Consider the following 14,776-nt stretch of genomic DNA (forward strand, 5'->3'; position numbering starts at 1 on the left):
CTCCTCAACACACCGCGTCCAGGGAAAGATGACAGACGTTCAACTCTGTGATCTTCACGTGATCTGCGCGGCATTAACTTGTGACAAGTGATCGTCTGCCGATACGTTCACCCATCAGCGTGGCGACAGGCACCACTCGCCGCGCCGGTCCTGCTGTCGCACGAAAGGCTTCCGCATGCTCACCGGGAACGGTCGTCACCGTCGCCCCCGCCAGGCTCCGGCTCTCCTCGTCGCGGCCGGAGTGACCGGCTCCGCCATCGCCATCCCGCTGCTCGGGGCCGCGAGCGCGAGCGCCGCCGACGGCACCACGTGGGACAAGGTCGCCGAGTGCGAGAGCGGCGGTTCCTGGAGCGCGGACACCGGCAACGGGTACTACGGCGGCCTGCAGATATCGCAGGACGACTGGGACAAGTACGGCGGCGCGCAGTACGCCGTGAGCGCCGACCAGGCCAGCCGCTCGCAGCAGATCGCCGTCGCCGAGAAGATCCTCGCCGACCAGGGCACCAAGCCGTGGACGATGTGCGCGCTGACCGCCGGGCTGACCCCTCACTCGGGTTCGGTCGACGTCGACACGGGTGTCGGGGGTTCCGGGAGCGGCAAGGGTTCGGGGAGTGACTCCGGATCGGCCGGCAGCTCCGACTCGTCCGGTCTGTCGGACTCGTCCTCTTCTGGTACCGGCGCGGGGTCCCACTCCGGCTCGAAGTCCGGCTCGGGCGCGGACTCTTCCTCCGGTTCCAGCGCCTCACCCGCCCCGGAGCAGGGCAAGGGTGCCGGCGAGACGCCGGGCGCGGCCGACGGCTCCACCGCGAGCGGTTCCCCCAAGTCCGACAAGTCCGACAAGGCGGGTGCGTCCGGCGCCTCGGGCTCCACCGGGTCGGCCGGGTCCACCGGCTCCTCCGGCAACGGGAACTCGCGGGGGGGCGACAGCTCTCCCACGATCACCCCCGGGATCGACGAATCGGACAATTCCCAGCAGGGCGTCGGTTCTTGGAGCCTCGTCGACACCGGAGCCCTCAGTAGTGGCGGACGTCACCGCGGTGGCAGTGCGGACGAAAGCGTGACAAACGGTCAGAGCGTCGCGTCCGTCGGCCGGCATGCGGACCGACAGCCGGACACCTACACCGTCCGTGAGGGTGACACGCTCGCCTCCATCGCCGACTCCCTTGGCGTCCATGGCGGATGGCACGCGCTGTACGACGACAACAAGGGGCTCGTCGGCGCCGACCCGAACCACATCGCCGCCGGTCAGACCCTGAAAGTCGGTGACGAAAAGGGCGGCGAATAGGCGGAGTTGACGCCCCACTTCATGCCGAATGTCCGGTTTGGTGAAAGTGTGGGATGAGTCTCAGAAGCCCTGATCGTCTTTGAAATTCCGCCGATCGCGTGTCTACGGTCAGGACCGCTCGTCACCACGAGCCCCGGCAGTCGCAACGCCGAATCCTGCCAGCGGTTGCCCGGGAACAGTCGTCGCGTCATGCGCCGCAGGCAGGAGCGGGGGACCCAAGGTAAGCGCCGCGCCGGGAAGTTGAGCCGGAGCGGCTTGGGGTGAAGCCACGCCTCCCAGTGGAGGGGTGGCCGGGCAACTCAACCGGCCCGAACCCGACAGCTCACCTCGCAGGCGTCGGTGAGGGGATCGATCCATGCTGTTCTCCGGCAAGGGCAAGCACCGTCGCCCGTCCAAGGCCATCCGCGCCATCACGCTCGCCGGTGTCACCGGCGCCGCCGTCGCCGCCCCGCTGATGGCGGCCGGCAACGCCTCCGCCGCCACCGCCTCCGAGTGGGACACGGTCGCCCAGTGCGAGTCGGGCGGCAACTGGTCCATCAACACCGGCAACGGCTTCTACGGCGGCCTGCAGTTCACCAACTCCACCTGGGCCGCGTACGGCGGCACCGCCTACGCCGCGCGCGCCGACCTCGCCACCAAGACGCAGCAGATCACCATCGCCGAGAAGGTCCTCGCGGGCCAGGGCAAGGGTGCCTGGCCGGTCTGCGGCACGGGCCTCTCCGGCGCCGCCTACAACGGCTCGGCCCCGGCCACCTCGCCGAAGGCCACCACGCCGAGCACGAGCACCCGCTCCACCGACCAGCAGGCCGCCACCCGCTCCACCACGCGTACGGCCCCGTCGGCGAGCAAGACCGTCACCACGCCGACCGGCAAGAAGGTCAAGAAGGGCGACGGCGAGTACAAGGTCGTCAAGGGTGACTCCCTCAGCTCCATCGCCGAGAAGCACCACGTCGCCGGCGGCTGGCAGAAGCTGTTCCAGCTGAACAAGGACATCGTCGAGGACGCGAACCTCATCTACCCGGGTCAGCAGCTGCACCTGAAGTGACCTCCGGCTCCGGCCGGACGCACAGCGCCCTCACACCCCCTCCCCCCACACCGAAGCCCCCGTGAGGGAATCCCCCGTCCCCACGGGCTCCCCGCCCCGGCGCGTTCTTCCCCCGTACGCGCCGGGGCGGGGTCTTTCGTTTCCCGCGCCGTTTCCCCACTCTTCAGCCGGGCCTCACCGGCAGCCCCCTTTGTTCCGGGGGTGAACAATGGGTACCGTCTGCGTGTCCTCGTCGTCCACGGGACGGTCGGTCGGTGGCCGACGCCCCTGGGACGGTTAGGCTCTAGTCGCAAGGCACCGCCGCAAGGCACACGCCCCGCACTTCCAGCGTCACATCCCAAGAAGGAGATGCTCGTGCCGTCCATCGACGTCGTCGTAGCCCGGGAAATCCTGGACTCCCGAGGCAACCCCACGGTCGAGGTCGAGGTCGGCCTCGACGACGGCAGCACGGGTCGTGCCGCCGTTCCGTCCGGCGCCTCGACGGGCGCCTTCGAGGCCATCGAGCTCCGCGACGGTGACCCGAACCGCTACCAGGGCAAGGGTGTCGAGAAGGCCGTCCTCGCCGTCATCGAGCAGATCGGCCCGGAGCTGGTCGGCTACGACGCCACCGAGCAGCGCCTGATCGACCAGGCCATGTTCGACCTGGACGCCACCGACAACAAGGGCTCCCTCGGCGCCAACGCCATCCTCGGCGTCTCCCTCGCCGTCGCCCACGCCGCCTCCGAGGCCAGCGACCTCCCCCTCTTCCGCTACCTGGGCGGCCCGAACGCGCACCTGCTGCCGGTGCCGATGATGAACATCCTGAACGGCGGCTCGCACGCCGACTCCAACGTGGACATCCAGGAGTTCATGATCGCCCCGATCGGCGCGGAGTCCTTCTCCGAGGCCCTGCGCTGGGGCGCCGAGGTCTACCACACGCTGAAGAAGGTCCTGAAGAGCAAGGGCCTGTCCACCGGCCTCGGCGACGAGGGCGGCTTCGCCCCCAACCTCGAGTCCAACCGCGCCGCCCTCGACCTCATCCTCGAGGCCATCAAGGAGGCCGGCTACGTCCCCGGCCAGCAGATCGCCCTCGCGCTCGACGTCGCCGCCTCCGAGTTCTACAAGGACGGCAAGTACCAGTTCGAGGGCAAGGAGCGCTCCGCCGCCGAGATGACCGAGTACTACGAGGAGCTCGTCTCCGCGTACCCGCTCGTCTCCATCGAGGACCCGCTGTTCGAGGACGACTGGGCCGGCTGGAAGGTCATCACCGACAAGCTCGGCGACAAGGTCCAGCTGGTCGGCGACGACCTGTTCGTCACCAACCCCGAGCGCCTCGCCCGCGGTATCGAGGAGGGCACCGCCAACGCCCTGCTCGTGAAGGTGAACCAGATCGGCTCGCTCACCGAGACCCTGGACGCCGTCGAGCTGGCCCAGCGCAGCGGCTTCAAGTGCATGATGTCGCACCGCTCCGGCGAGACCGAGGACGTCACCATCGCCGACCTGGCCGTCGCCACCAACTGCGGCCAGATCAAGACCGGCGCCCCGGCCCGCTCCGAGCGCGTCGCCAAGTACAACCAGCTGCTGCGCATCGAGGAGATCCTCGACGACGCCGCGGTGTACGCGGGCCGCTCGGCCTTCCCCCGCTTCAAGGGCTGAGCCCGTAGAGGCTACGTCTTAGCCAGTCGTACGTACGTCCCCGTACCCGGTCCCGTACCGTGTCCGGGGACGTACGCACGTGTGAAAGGGGAGGCGGAGAGCCGATGGCCGTCAGGGACCGGGACCGTTTCTCCACCGCGACCAGGCTGCGGCTGCTCGGCGAGCAGACGGCGGCCCGCGTCTACCGCTCCCAGACCAAGCGGCAGGCCCGCCGCTCCCGGCTCACCGGCCGCGCGGCGCTGCTCGCGCTGGTGCTGTGCTCGATGATCGTCGCGCTCGCCTACCCGATGCGCCAGTACGTCTCCCAGCGCGCGGCGATCTCCGACCTCCAGCGGCAGCAGGAGCAGGCCCGCGAGCGGGTCGAGCAGTTGCGCGACCTCAAGGCGCGCTGGCAGGACGACGCCTACGCCGAGCAGCAGATCCGGCGCCGGCTGCACTATGTGATGCCGGGTGAGACCGGGTACGTGGTCGTCGACCCCGGCGCCGTCAAGCAGTCCCGCGCCGATCTGCGGGCCGCCCAGCGCCCCTGGTACGCCAACGTCTGGGACGGGGTCGACAAGTCCGACGCCTCCGACCAGTGAACCAACAGAAAGCCGTCGAAAAGCAGTCATGGAAACGCCCCCGCCCTCCACTCCGCGTACCGAGCCGACCGACGCGGACGTCGAGGCCTTCAAGCAGCAGCTCGGCCGCCCGCCGCGGGGTCTGCGGGCCATCGCGCACCGCTGCCCGTGCGGCCGGCCGGACGTCGTGGAGACCGCGCCGCGGCTGCCCGACGGCACGCCCTTCCCGACGACGTACTACCTGACGTGCCCGCGCGCCGCCTCGGCGATCGGGACGCTGGAGGCGAACGGCGTCATGAAGGAGATGACGGAACGCCTCCAGAGCGACCCCGAGCTGGCCGCGGCCTACCGTGCCGCCCACGAGGACTACATCGCGCGCCGGGACGCCATCGAGGTCCTGGAGGGCTTCCCCAGCGCCGGCGGCATGCCGGACCGCGTGAAGTGCCTGCACGTGCTGGTCGCGCACTCCCTGGCCGCCGGTCCGGGCGTGAACCCGCTCGGCGACGAGGCGATCGCGATGCTGCCGGAGTGGTGGGCGAAGGGGCCGTGTGTGCAGCCGCTCGAGGCGCCCGACCCGGCGGACGAGCACCCGGGCGAGGAGGGTGCCGTCTTCGACCCCGCCGAGGTCCGCAGCGGCTTCTTCGCCCAGAAGCCGCTGGTCCCGGAGGGCTACTCCCGGGTCGCCGCCGTCGACTGCGGTACGAACTCCATCCGGCTGCTGGTCGCCGACGTCAACCCGGCCACCGGTGAACTGCTGGAGCTGGACCGGCGCATGACGATCGTGCGCCTCGGACAGGACGTGGACCGCACCGGCCGGCTGGCGCCCGAGGCGCTGGAGCGGACCTTCGCCGCGTGCCGGGAGTACGCCGACGTCATCCGTGAACTCGGCGCCGCCGAGGTCCGCTTCGTCGCCACCTCCGCCTCCCGCGACGCCGAGAACCGCGACGAGTTCGTGCGGGGCGTGCTGGACATCCTCGGGGTCGAGCCGGAGGTGATCACGGGCGACCAGGAGGCCGAGTTCTCCTTCACCGGCGCCACGAAGGAGCTGACCGGCCGTGCGGACCTCACGACGCCGTACCTCGTCGTGGACATCGGCGGCGGTTCCACCGAGTTCGTCGTCGGCGACGAACACGTCCGGGCCGCGCGGTCCGTGGACGTCGGCTGCGTGCGGATGACCGAGCGGCACCTGGTGCACGAGGGCAAGGTCTCCGACCCGCCCACCGAGGAGCAGATCGCCGCCATAAGGGCCGACATCGAGGCCGCCCTGGACCTCGCGGAGCGGACCGTGCCGCTGCGCGAGGCGCACACCCTGGTGGGCCTCGCCGGGTCCGTCACCACCGTCTCGGCCATCGCCCAGGAGCTGCCGGAGTACGACTCCGCGCGCATCCACCACTCCCGCGTCCCGCGCGACCGCGTCCGCGAGATCACCGAGTGGCTGCTGCGCTCCACGCACGCCGAGCGCGCCGCGGTGCCGTCCCTGCACCCGGGTCGGGTCGACGTCATCGCCGCGGGCGCCCTCGTGCTGCTCGCGATCATGGAGCGGACCGGCGCCGAGGAGGTCGTGGTGAGCGAACACGACATTCTGGACGGGATCGCGTGGTCCCTCGCATGAGGGCGACTGGGGCCGTGAGGGTCTCTTTCCGGCCCCTTTGCTACTGGCCGGTAGCCTCCGTTGAGCAGGTTGGATAACGTGTGAGCGGGCCAACCGGGGGTTCCGGTGACACGCCGTCGGAAAAGTTCGTGAAGTTCTTCACAAGGAATTCGGTCCTGGCGGGGGATCAGAAGGCTCCACTTGGCCCGTTCGGGGGTTCAACAGCCCCTGAGCGTGCTCGGGCGTGTGATGCGCGCGTGTGTCGGGAGGGTGTCCGCAGGGCCCCTCCCAGGCACCTCGCGCGAGGCCCGACGCGACGGAGAGGCAGCTCACGCGGCCTTGACAACGGGTCAGACCGCCCCGGGGTTCCCTTTCCGTGACATGACCTGCGTCACGCGAGCCGCGGAGTTTAGCACAGGGGCTGTAGGACCTTGTGAAGGGGCGCACGAGCACCGCTCGAGGGGCGGGTGGATACTCGATGCCATGAGCACCACGGAGCGTCCCAGGATCCTCGTAGTAGGCGGTGGGTACGTAGGCCTGTACGCAGCTCGGCGCATCCTCAAGAAGATGCGCTTCGGAGAGGCGACCGTCACGGTCGTCGACCCCCGGTCGTACATGACCTACCAGCCCTTCCTCCCCGAAACCGCCGCCGGCAACATCTCCCCGCGCCACGTCGTCGTCCCACTGCGACGCGTGGTCCCCAAGGCGGAGGTCCTCACCGGCCGGGTCACCACCATCGACCAGGACCGCAAGGTCGCCACGATCGCCCCCCTCGTGGGCGAGGCGTACGAGCTGCCGTTCGACTACCTGGTCGTCGCGCTCGGCGCCGTCTCCCGCACCTTCCCGATCCCCGGCCTCGCCGAGCAGGGCATTGGCATGAAGGGCGTCGAGGAGGCCATCGGCCTGCGCAACCACGTGCTGGAGCAGCTCGACAAGGCCGAGTCCACCACCGACGAGGAGATCCGCCGCAAGGCGCTCACCTTCGTCTTCATCGGCGGTGGCTTCGCGGGTGCGGAGACCATCGGCGAGGTCGAGGACATGGCCCGGGACGCGGCCAAGTACTACAAGAACGTGTCCCGTGAGGACATGCGCTTCGTCCTGGTCGACGCCGCCGACAAGATCCTGCCCGAGGTCGGCCCCAAGCTCGGCCAGTACGGCAAGGAGCACCTGGAGAGCCGGGGCGTGGAGATCTACCTCTCCACCTCGATGGACTCCTGCGTCGACGGCCACGTCGTGCTGAAGAACGGCCTCGAGGTCGACTCCAACACCGTCGTGTGGACCGCCGGCGTCAAGCCGAACCCGGCCCTCGCCCGCTTCGGTCTGCCCCTCGGCCCGCGCGGCCACGTCGACTGCGAGCCGACCCTCCAGGTCAAGGGCACGGACTACATCTGGGCCGCCGGTGACAACGCACAGGTCCCGGACCTCGTCGGCCGCAAGGCGGGCAACGAGAACGCCTGGTGCCCGCCGAACGCCCAGCACGCGCTGCGCCAGGCCCGGGTCCTCGGCGACAACGTGGTCTCCGGTATGCGGGGCTTCCCGCAGAAGGAGTACGAGCACGCCAACAAGGGTGCGGTCGCCGGTCTCGGCCTGCACAAGGGCGTGGCGATGATCGTCCTGGGCAAGATGAAGATCAAGCTCAAGGGCCGCCTCGCCTGGTACATGCACCGTGGCTACCACGGTCTGGCGATGCCGACCTGGAACCGCAAGATCCGCGTCTTCGCCGACTGGACCCTGGGCATGTTCCTCAAGCGCGAGGTCGTCTCCCTGGGCGCCATGGAGAACCCCCGCGAGGAGTTCTACGAGGCCGCGAAGCCCGCGCCGGTCGCCGCCGCGAGTACGGCCGACAAGACCGGGGCGAAGGCCAAGGCCTCCTGACCCTCCGACGGTCGCCGAACCACCCGAAGGACCTCCCGCCATCCGTGGTGCGGGAGGTCCTTCGGCGTTCCGGAAGGGTGTTTTCCCAGCTGTAACTCCTTCGCGGGACTGTGCGGAGGGCCACTTGGTGTTTACGTGGTGTCGGACATCCGGGATCTGTCGTCACGGAGGTGTGCGCCATGGCCGATGCCGCGCTGCGGCTGAAGAACCTTCTCGAACAGTTGCTGGGGGAACCGCTCCCGGTGCGCATCCGCGCCTGGGACGGTTCGCAGGCGGGGCCGCCGGGCGGTCCGACCCTGGTGGTGCGCAACCGCAGGGCCCTGCGCCGGCTGCTGTGGAAGCCGGGGGAACTGGGGCTCGCGAGGGCCTGGGTCGCCGGGGACCTGGACGTGGACGGCGACCTCTACACCGTCCTCGACCTGCTCTCCGGGCAGATCTGGGAGCGCGGCGAGGACGCCAGGACCCTCGTCCAGGCACTGCGCGACCCGCAGGTGCGGGCCGCCGTACGCGGCCTGGTGACGCTCGGCGGGCCCCCGCTGCCGCCCGCTCCGCCGCGTGAGGAGGTCCGCAGGCGCGGCCACCTCCACACCCGGCGCAGCGACAAACGCGCCATCAGCCACCACTACGACGTCGGCAACGACTTCTACGAACTCGTCCTCGGGCCGACGATGGTCTACTCGTGCGCATACTGGGGGGCCTCCGACAACGCAGACACCCTCGAAACCGCCCAGCGCGACAAGCTCGAACTCATCTGCCGCAAGCTCGATCTGAAGCCCGGTCAGCGCCTGCTGGACGTCGGCTGCGGCTGGGGCTCCATGGCGGTCCACGCGGCCCGTGAGCACGGCGTGAGCGTCGTCGGCATCACACTGTCGCAGGAGCAAGCGGCGTACGCCCGCAAGCGCGTCGCCGACGAGGGGCTGACGGACAAGGTCGAGATCCGGGTGCAGGACTACCGGGACGTCGCCGACGGGCCGTTCGACGCCGTCTCCTCCATCGGCATGGCCGAGCACGTGGGCGCCGAGCGGTACCTGGAGTACGCCGAGACCCTCTACCGGCTCCTCAAGCCCGGCGGACGGCTGCTCAACCACCAGATCGCCCGCCGCCCGCAGCGCGACGAGTCGGCGTACGAGGTGGACGACTTCATCGACGCCTACGTCTTCCCCGACGGCGAACTCGCCCCCATCGGCACCACCGTCACCCAGCTGGAGCGCGCCGGGTTCGAGGTGCGGGACGTGGAGTCGATCCGCGAGCACTACGCCCGCACCCTGCGCCGGTGGGTCGCCAACCTGGAGGCGGACTGGGACCGCGCGGTCCGGCTCACCAGCCCCGGCCGCGCCCGCGTCTGGCTGCTGTACATGGCCGCCTGCGCGCTCTCCTTCGAACGCAACCGCATCGGCGTCAACCAGGTCCTGGCCGTCCGCACCCCCGAGTCCGGCGCCTCCGGACTCCCGCTGCGGTCTCGTACCTGGCACGGCTGACACGACGAGGGGCCCCGCTCCGGTGCCGGAACGGGGCCCCTCGTGTGCCGTACGACTACTCGGCCTTGATCGCCGCCAGCATGTTCAGCCGGGCCGCGCGCCGGGCCGGCCACAGGGCGGCCAGGACGCCGACCGTGCCCGCCAGCAGCAGGAAGACCGCCATCCGGCCCCAGGGCAGGACCAGTTCGTACGTCGGCAGCTTCGTGCCCAGCAGCTGACCCGCCGCCCAGCCGAAGAACACGCCCAGGCCGATGCCGAGCACACCGCCGAACAGGGAGATCACCAGGGACTCCAGGCGGACCATCCGCTTGACCGCCCTGCGGTCCAGGCCGATCGCGCGGAGCATGCCGATCTCCTGGGAGCGCTCGAAGACCGACATGGCCAGGGTGTTGATGACCCCGAGGACCGCGACGATCACCGCCATGCCGAGCAGGCCGTAGAGCATGTTCAGCATCGTCGAGAACATCTTCGCGATGTCGTTGGAGATGTCCTTCTTGTCCTGGATCTTGATCGCCGGGTTGGTGCCGAGGACCTTCGCCAGCCTGCTCTTCGTCGCGTCGGAGGTGCCGTCCGCCGTCTTGACCATGACCTGCATGTCGGCCGGGTCCTTCAGGTGCGGGGTGAGGACCTTGTTGTCGAGCATGATCCCGTTGATCATGTCGTTGCCCTCGTAGACCCCGGCGACGGTCAGCTGCCGGGCCTTGCCGTCCTCGAAGTGCGCGGTGAAGTGCGAACCGGGCGTCCAGCCGTACTCCTTGGCCCGGTCCTTGTCGACGACGACCTGGGTGCCGCTCACCGTGAAGGAGCCGTCGTCCACCTTCAGGTCGGTCAGCTTCCCGATGGACGCGCCGTCGACCCCGGTCAGGAACTCGGTCTTGCCGTCGATGCGGGACGGGGCGTTGCGCAGCGGGCTGCTGGCGGTGACGCCGTCGGTCGCGGCGAGCCTGGTCGCCACGTCCGGGGAGAGCGGGGAGCGGTTGGCCATCGAGACGACGTAGTCCGCGCGGATCGCCGAGGACGCCATCTTGTCGATCGCCGTCTGCAGGCTGCCCGCCATCACCGTCATGCCGGTGATCAGGGTCAGGCCGATCATCAGCGCCGAGGCGGTGGCCGCCGTACGGCGCGGGTTGCGCACCGAGTTCTGCCGGGCCAGCTTGCCCGAGACACCGAACACGCGCAGCACCGGGGCGGCGGCCGCGATCAGCGGGCGGGACAGCAGCGGGGTCAGGATGAACACGCCGATGATCAGGAGTACGGCGCCGATGCCCATCGGGGCCTGGGCGGAGTCGGTGTCCATCGTCGTGGCCGCGAGGACCACCGCGATGCCGGCCGCCGCGAACAGCGCGCCGAGCGTGTTGCGCAGCACCAGCGACTTGGCGGTGGCCTTGGCGTGCACGCTGCTCATCGCCGCCACCGGCGGGATCTTCGCGGCCCGGCGGCCGGGCAGCCAGGCGGCCAGCATGGTGATGAGGATGCCGACCGCGAGGGCGGCCACCACCGTGCCGGGGGTGATCACCAGCGGCCCGTCGGGCACGCTCGCGCCGAAGGAGCCCAGCAGCGAGCGCAGACCCGCGCCGATGCCGACACCGGCGGCCAGACCGGACACACCGGCGACCGTGCCGACCGCGAACGCCTCGATCAGCACCGAGCGGGTGACCTGGCGGCGGGAGGCGCCGACCGCGCGCATCAGGGCCAGCTCCCGGGTGCGCTGGGCGACCAGCATGGTGAAGGTGTTGGCGATGATGAACGTGCCGACGAACAGCGCGATACCGGCGAACACCAGCAGGGCCTGCTTCAGGCCGCTCATCGAGTCGGCGATCTGCTTGGCCTGGTCGTCGGCGAGCTGCTTGCCGGTGGTGGTCTCCACCAGATGGGTGGGCAGGGCCTTGTCCAGCGCGGCCTTCAGCGCGGACTGGCTGGTGCCGGGCGCCGCCTTGACGTCGATCTCGTCGTATGCGCCCTTCTTGCCGAACAGCGCCTGTGCGGTCGGGGTGTCGAAGAGGGTGAGGCTGCCGCCCGCGGCGACGTTGCCGTCGTCGGTGGTGAAGACGCCCGCGACGGTCGGGGTGAGGACCGGGCCGTCGACGGAGAGCCGCACGGTGTCGCCGACCTTGTAGCCGGTGCGCTCGGCGGTCTTGGAGTCGATCAGCACCTCGCCCCTGCCGCGCGGGGCGTGGCCGCTGACCAGCGGGTAACGGGCGTCCCTGGTGCCCCAGTAGTTGCCGCCGTTGGACTGCCAGTCGCCGCCGGCCAGCTTGCCGTCCTTGCCGGCGAGCGCGGTGAAGCCGCTGACGACACCGGTCGCGGAGGCGGCGCCCGGGACCTTGGCCGCCTTCTCCAGCGTGGCCTGGGTCAGGTCGGGCAGCTTGCCGACCTGGTTGCCGCTGGAGTCCTGGTACCTGGGCTGTACAGCGACGTCGACCTGGTCGAAGCCCTTGGCGGAGCTCTTCTGGAAGGCGTCGGAGATGGTGTTGGTGAAGACCAGCGTCCCGGACACGAACGCCACGCCGAGCATGACGGCGAGCACGGTCATCAGGAGCCGGGCCTTGTGCGCGAGGACGTTGCGCAGGGCGGTGCGGAACATCAGCTGGTACGGCCCTTCGCGTCGAACTGCTTCATGAGGTCGAGGACGGCGTCGGCGGTGGGGCCGTAGATCTCGTCGACGATCCGGCCGTCGGCGAGGAAGACGACGCGGTCGGCGTAGGCGGCGGCGACCGGGTCGTGGGTCACCATGACGACGGTCTGGCCCAGTTCGCGCACGGAGTTGCGCAGGAAGCCGAGCACCTCGGCGCCGGAGCGCGAGTCGAGGTTTCCGGTCGGCTCGTCGCCGAAGATGATGTCGGGCTTGGAGGCGAGGGCGCGGGCGACCGCGACGCGCTGCTGCTGGCCGCCGGAGAGCTGGGCGGGCCGGTGGCTGAGCCGCCCGGACAGGCCCACCATCTGGATGACCCGGTCCAGCCACTGCTTGTCGGCCCTGCGCCCCGCGATGTCCATCGGGAGGGTGATGTTCTCCAGCGCGGTCAGCGTCGGCAGCAGGTTGAAGGCCTGGAAGATGAAGCCGATCTTGTCCCGGCGGAGCTTGGTGAGCTGCTTGTCCTTCAGGGAGCCCAGCTCGGTGTCACCGATCCTGACGGACCCCGAGGAGAAGGTGTCCAGTCCGGCCACGCAGTGCATCAGCGTGGACTTGCCGGAACCGGAGGGGCCCATGATCGCGGTGAACTCGGCCTGCCGGAAGTCGACCGAGACCCGGTCCAGGGCGACCACCCGGGTCTCCCCCTGTCCGTAGATCTTCGACAGCTCCGTGGCGCGTGCGGCCACGGCGGTGGTCCGGTCGGCGGTGGGTGTGGTCGTCACGGGAGGGTGCTCCTGTCGGGGGTGGCGTGTGTTCCTGGGGACCGCTCCATCGTCTCGGCGCGAAGGGCGCGTGGCGTCAGTCGCTGTTCCGGTTCCGGAGGGCGACTCGGGGCGGACGGGAGGCCGCCGCGTCATACCTGGGGAGGACGGCCGACCCTGAGAGGCGAAAGGTTCGGGCGCGGTCGAGGCGCGGTCGAGTTCTGCGCGAGATGTGCTCGACGTGTACTCGAGGCACGGTCGAAACAATGTCGAACGATGTCAAGAACAGGTGGAACGCCCTCGTTCGGACGGTGAAATTCCGTCATTTCACGTACGTGCGCGCCCGCCTCACGTCACGCTGTCTGGCAAGTGCGTATGGCGCGTTCCGCGGGCTGATGCACCCTCAGACGTCAATAAAATAAGACAACATCGGTCCGCCCTTCCGCTGTTCGGGGGATGGGTCCCGATAGGCTCGGAACCTCGACGCGGAGCCCATGGCCTGCCCGGATGGTGGAATGCAGACACGGCGAGCTTAAACCTCGCTGCCCCTTCGCGGGCGTGCCGGTTCAAGTCCGGCTCCGGGCACCACCGCGCCCCTCTCGCACCCATTGACATCGAATACAGCCCCGGCGGAGACTCGACGTTCGTAAGTTGGTGAAGAAAATTTCACCAGACGAACAGCATGGCGGACCGTAGGACAGGAAGGGGCGGAGCCGATGCGCACCACCGTCGGGATCATCGGAGCGGGGCCGGCCGGGCTGCTGCTCGCGCGGCTGCTGCACCGCGCCGGCATCGACTCGGTCGTCCTGGAGAGCCGCGACCGCGCCTACGTCGAGCACCGCCAGCGCGCCGGGATCCTCGAGCAGGGGACCGTGGACGTGCTGCGCGCGGCGGGCGCCGCGGAGCGGCTGGACCGCGAGGGCCTGCGCCACGACGGCATCGAACTGCGCTTCGACCGCACCCGCCACCGCGTCGACTTCCCCGGCCTCACCGGCGGGCGGTCCGTGACGGTGTACGCCCAGACCGAGGTCTGCAAGGACCTGATCGCCCTTCAGCTGAAGGAGGGCGGGCCGCTGCTGTTCGAGGCGGAGGCGCTCACCGTCGAGGGGGCCGAGAGCGACAGTCCGCGGGTGCGGTTCCGGCACGAGGGGCGCGAGGACGTGCTGGAGTGCGACTACGTCGTCGGCTGCGACGGCTTCTGGGGCGTGGCCCGGGCCGCCGTACCGGCCGCCGTCTCGCGCGTGTTCGAGCGGACGTACCCCTATGCCTGGCTCGGCATCCTCGCCGACGTCGCGCCCTCGCACGACGAACTCGTCTACGCCCGCCACGACCGCGGCTTCGCCCTGCTGTCGATGCGCTCCCCGTCCGTCTCGCGGCTCTACCTCCAGGTCCCCGCCGACACGGACGCCGACGCCTGGACGGACGACGCGATCTGGGCGGAACTGGAGCACCGCTTCGCGACGGACGACGGCTGGCGGCTGGAGCGCGGGCCGATCACCCAGAAGTCGGTCACGCCCATGCGCTCCTTCGTCCACGAACCGATGCGCCACGGCCGGCTCTTCCTCGCCGGCGACGCCGCCCACATCGTCCCGCCGACCGGCGCCAAGGGCCTGAACCTCGCCGTCGGAGACGTCGTCACCTTCGCCCGCGCACTCGTCCACGAGCGGGAGACCGGCTCCCCGGACCTCCTCGACGCCTACTCCGCGACCTGTCTGCGCCGCGTCTGGCAGGCCGAGCGGTTCTCCTACGACATGACGACCATGCTCCATCCGGCCCCGGACGCCACCCCCTTCGACGCCCGCCTCCAACTGGCCCGGCTGGAACGGCTGGCCTCCTCCCGTGCGGCCGAGACCGACCTGGCCGAGGCGTACACGGGGTTCCCGCTCGGGTAGAAACGCCGTCGGTACGTCTCGGTCGGGTAGCAGGTTCGTCATGGAACGCGATCACCCGTGGCCGGGAATCGCCCGCACGCGT

10 protein-coding genes, 1 tRNA gene, 1 pseudogene and 1 riboswitch are annotated in these 14,776 nt (G+C 70.1%); of the genes and pseudogenes, 10 read left to right on the top strand and 2 right to left on the bottom strand.

Going from position 1 to position 14,776, the window contains the following annotated elements; genetic code table 11:
• Positions 1 to 175 precede the first annotated feature (175 nt).
• From ACH47Z_RS27585 to ACH47Z_RS27620, 8 genes and pseudogenes are all read left to right on the top strand, one after another.
• Entirely contained in the window at positions 176 to 1,285 is a 1,110-nt protein-coding gene (locus ACH47Z_RS27585; RefSeq protein WP_399078194.1) for a transglycosylase family protein, read from the top strand.
• Positions 1,286 to 1,467: 182 nt separating this feature from the next.
• A riboswitch (cyclic di-AMP (ydaO/yuaA leader) is annotated at positions 1,468 to 1,636 on the top strand.
• Between the two features lie 4 nt (positions 1,637 to 1,640).
• Entirely contained in the window at positions 1,641 to 2,330 is a 690-nt protein-coding gene (locus ACH47Z_RS27590) for a transglycosylase family protein (RefSeq protein ID WP_399078196.1), read from the top strand.
• A gap of 348 nt (positions 2,331 to 2,678) precedes the next feature.
• Positions 2,679 to 3,965 (top strand): phosphopyruvate hydratase, encoded by a 1,287-nt coding sequence (eno, locus tag ACH47Z_RS27595; protein WP_399078198.1) that lies wholly within the window; start codon positions 2,679 to 2,681, stop codon positions 3,963 to 3,965.
• Between the two features lie 104 nt (positions 3,966 to 4,069).
• Positions 4,070 to 4,546, top strand: coding sequence for a septum formation initiator family protein (locus ACH47Z_RS27600; protein WP_399078200.1), 477 nt, complete (start codon positions 4,070 to 4,072; stop codon positions 4,544 to 4,546).
• Positions 4,547 to 4,574: 28 nt separating this feature from the next.
• Positions 4,575 to 4,976: pseudogene (locus ACH47Z_RS27605) on the top strand (DUF501 domain-containing protein); the annotation flags it as partial.
• 204 nt (positions 4,977 to 5,180) lie between these two features.
• Positions 5,181 to 6,137, top strand: coding sequence for an exopolyphosphatase (locus ACH47Z_RS27610; RefSeq protein WP_399078380.1), 957 nt, complete (start codon positions 5,181 to 5,183; stop codon positions 6,135 to 6,137).
• A gap of 462 nt (positions 6,138 to 6,599) precedes the next feature.
• Positions 6,600 to 7,991 (top strand): NAD(P)/FAD-dependent oxidoreductase, encoded by a 1,392-nt coding sequence (locus ACH47Z_RS27615; protein ID WP_399078202.1) that lies wholly within the window; start codon positions 6,600 to 6,602, stop codon positions 7,989 to 7,991.
• A gap of 179 nt (positions 7,992 to 8,170) precedes the next feature.
• A complete protein-coding gene (locus ACH47Z_RS27620) occupies positions 8,171 to 9,469 on the top strand; it encodes a class I SAM-dependent methyltransferase (RefSeq protein ID WP_399078204.1) in 1,299 nt (432 codons plus the stop codon).
• Positions 9,470 to 9,524: 55 nt separating this feature from the next.
• Here ACH47Z_RS27620 and ACH47Z_RS27625 read toward each other — a convergent pair whose 3' ends face one another.
• Together ACH47Z_RS27625 and ACH47Z_RS27630 are read right to left on the bottom strand one after the other, a co-directional pair.
• A complete protein-coding gene (locus tag ACH47Z_RS27625; RefSeq protein WP_399078206.1) occupies positions 9,525 to 12,053 on the bottom strand; it encodes an ABC transporter permease in 2,529 nt (842 codons plus the stop codon).
• On the bottom strand, positions 12,053 to 12,823 hold the full coding sequence (locus ACH47Z_RS27630) for an ABC transporter ATP-binding protein (protein WP_399078207.1): 771 nt from the start codon (positions 12,821 to 12,823) through the stop codon (positions 12,053 to 12,055). The genes ACH47Z_RS27625 and ACH47Z_RS27630 overlap by 1 nt, the downstream gene beginning before the upstream one ends.
• Before the next feature lie 480 nt (positions 12,824 to 13,303).
• Between ACH47Z_RS27630 and ACH47Z_RS27635 the strand changes: the two genes are divergently transcribed.
• Both ACH47Z_RS27635 and ACH47Z_RS27640 read left to right on the top strand, forming a co-directional pair.
• Positions 13,304 to 13,390: transfer RNA gene (locus ACH47Z_RS27635), tRNA-Leu, on the top strand.
• Between the two features lie 128 nt (positions 13,391 to 13,518).
• A complete protein-coding gene (locus ACH47Z_RS27640) occupies positions 13,519 to 14,694 on the top strand; it encodes a 4-hydroxybenzoate 3-monooxygenase (RefSeq protein ID WP_399078209.1) in 1,176 nt (391 codons plus the stop codon).
• Positions 14,695 to 14,776: the final 82 nt, after the last annotated feature.

The sequence above is a fragment of the Streptomyces sp. NPDC020192 genome (assembly GCF_044388685.1).
Lineage (GTDB): Bacteria > Actinomycetota > Actinomycetes > Streptomycetales > Streptomycetaceae > Streptomyces.

Coding starts and splice junctions, on each gene's coding strand:
- ACH47Z_RS27585 (WP_399078194.1), top strand. CDS start 176: ATGCTCACCGGGAACGGTCGTCACCGTCGCCCCCGCCAGGCTCCGGCT.
- ACH47Z_RS27590 (WP_399078196.1), top strand. CDS start 1,641: ATGCTGTTCTCCGGCAAGGGCAAGCACCGTCGCCCGTCCAAGGCCATC.
- eno (WP_399078198.1), top strand. CDS start 2,679: ATGCTCGTGCCGTCCATCGACGTCGTCGTAGCCCGGGAAATCCTGGAC.
- ACH47Z_RS27600 (WP_399078200.1), top strand. CDS start 4,070: ATGGCCGTCAGGGACCGGGACCGTTTCTCCACCGCGACCAGGCTGCGG.
- ACH47Z_RS27615 (WP_399078202.1), top strand. CDS start 6,600: ATGAGCACCACGGAGCGTCCCAGGATCCTCGTAGTAGGCGGTGGGTAC.
- ACH47Z_RS27620 (WP_399078204.1), top strand. CDS start 8,171: ATGGCCGATGCCGCGCTGCGGCTGAAGAACCTTCTCGAACAGTTGCTG.
- ACH47Z_RS27625 (WP_399078206.1), bottom strand. CDS start 12,053: ATGTTCCGCACCGCCCTGCGCAACGTCCTCGCGCACAAGGCCCGGCTC.
- ACH47Z_RS27640 (WP_399078209.1), top strand. CDS start 13,519: ATGCGCACCACCGTCGGGATCATCGGAGCGGGGCCGGCCGGGCTGCTG.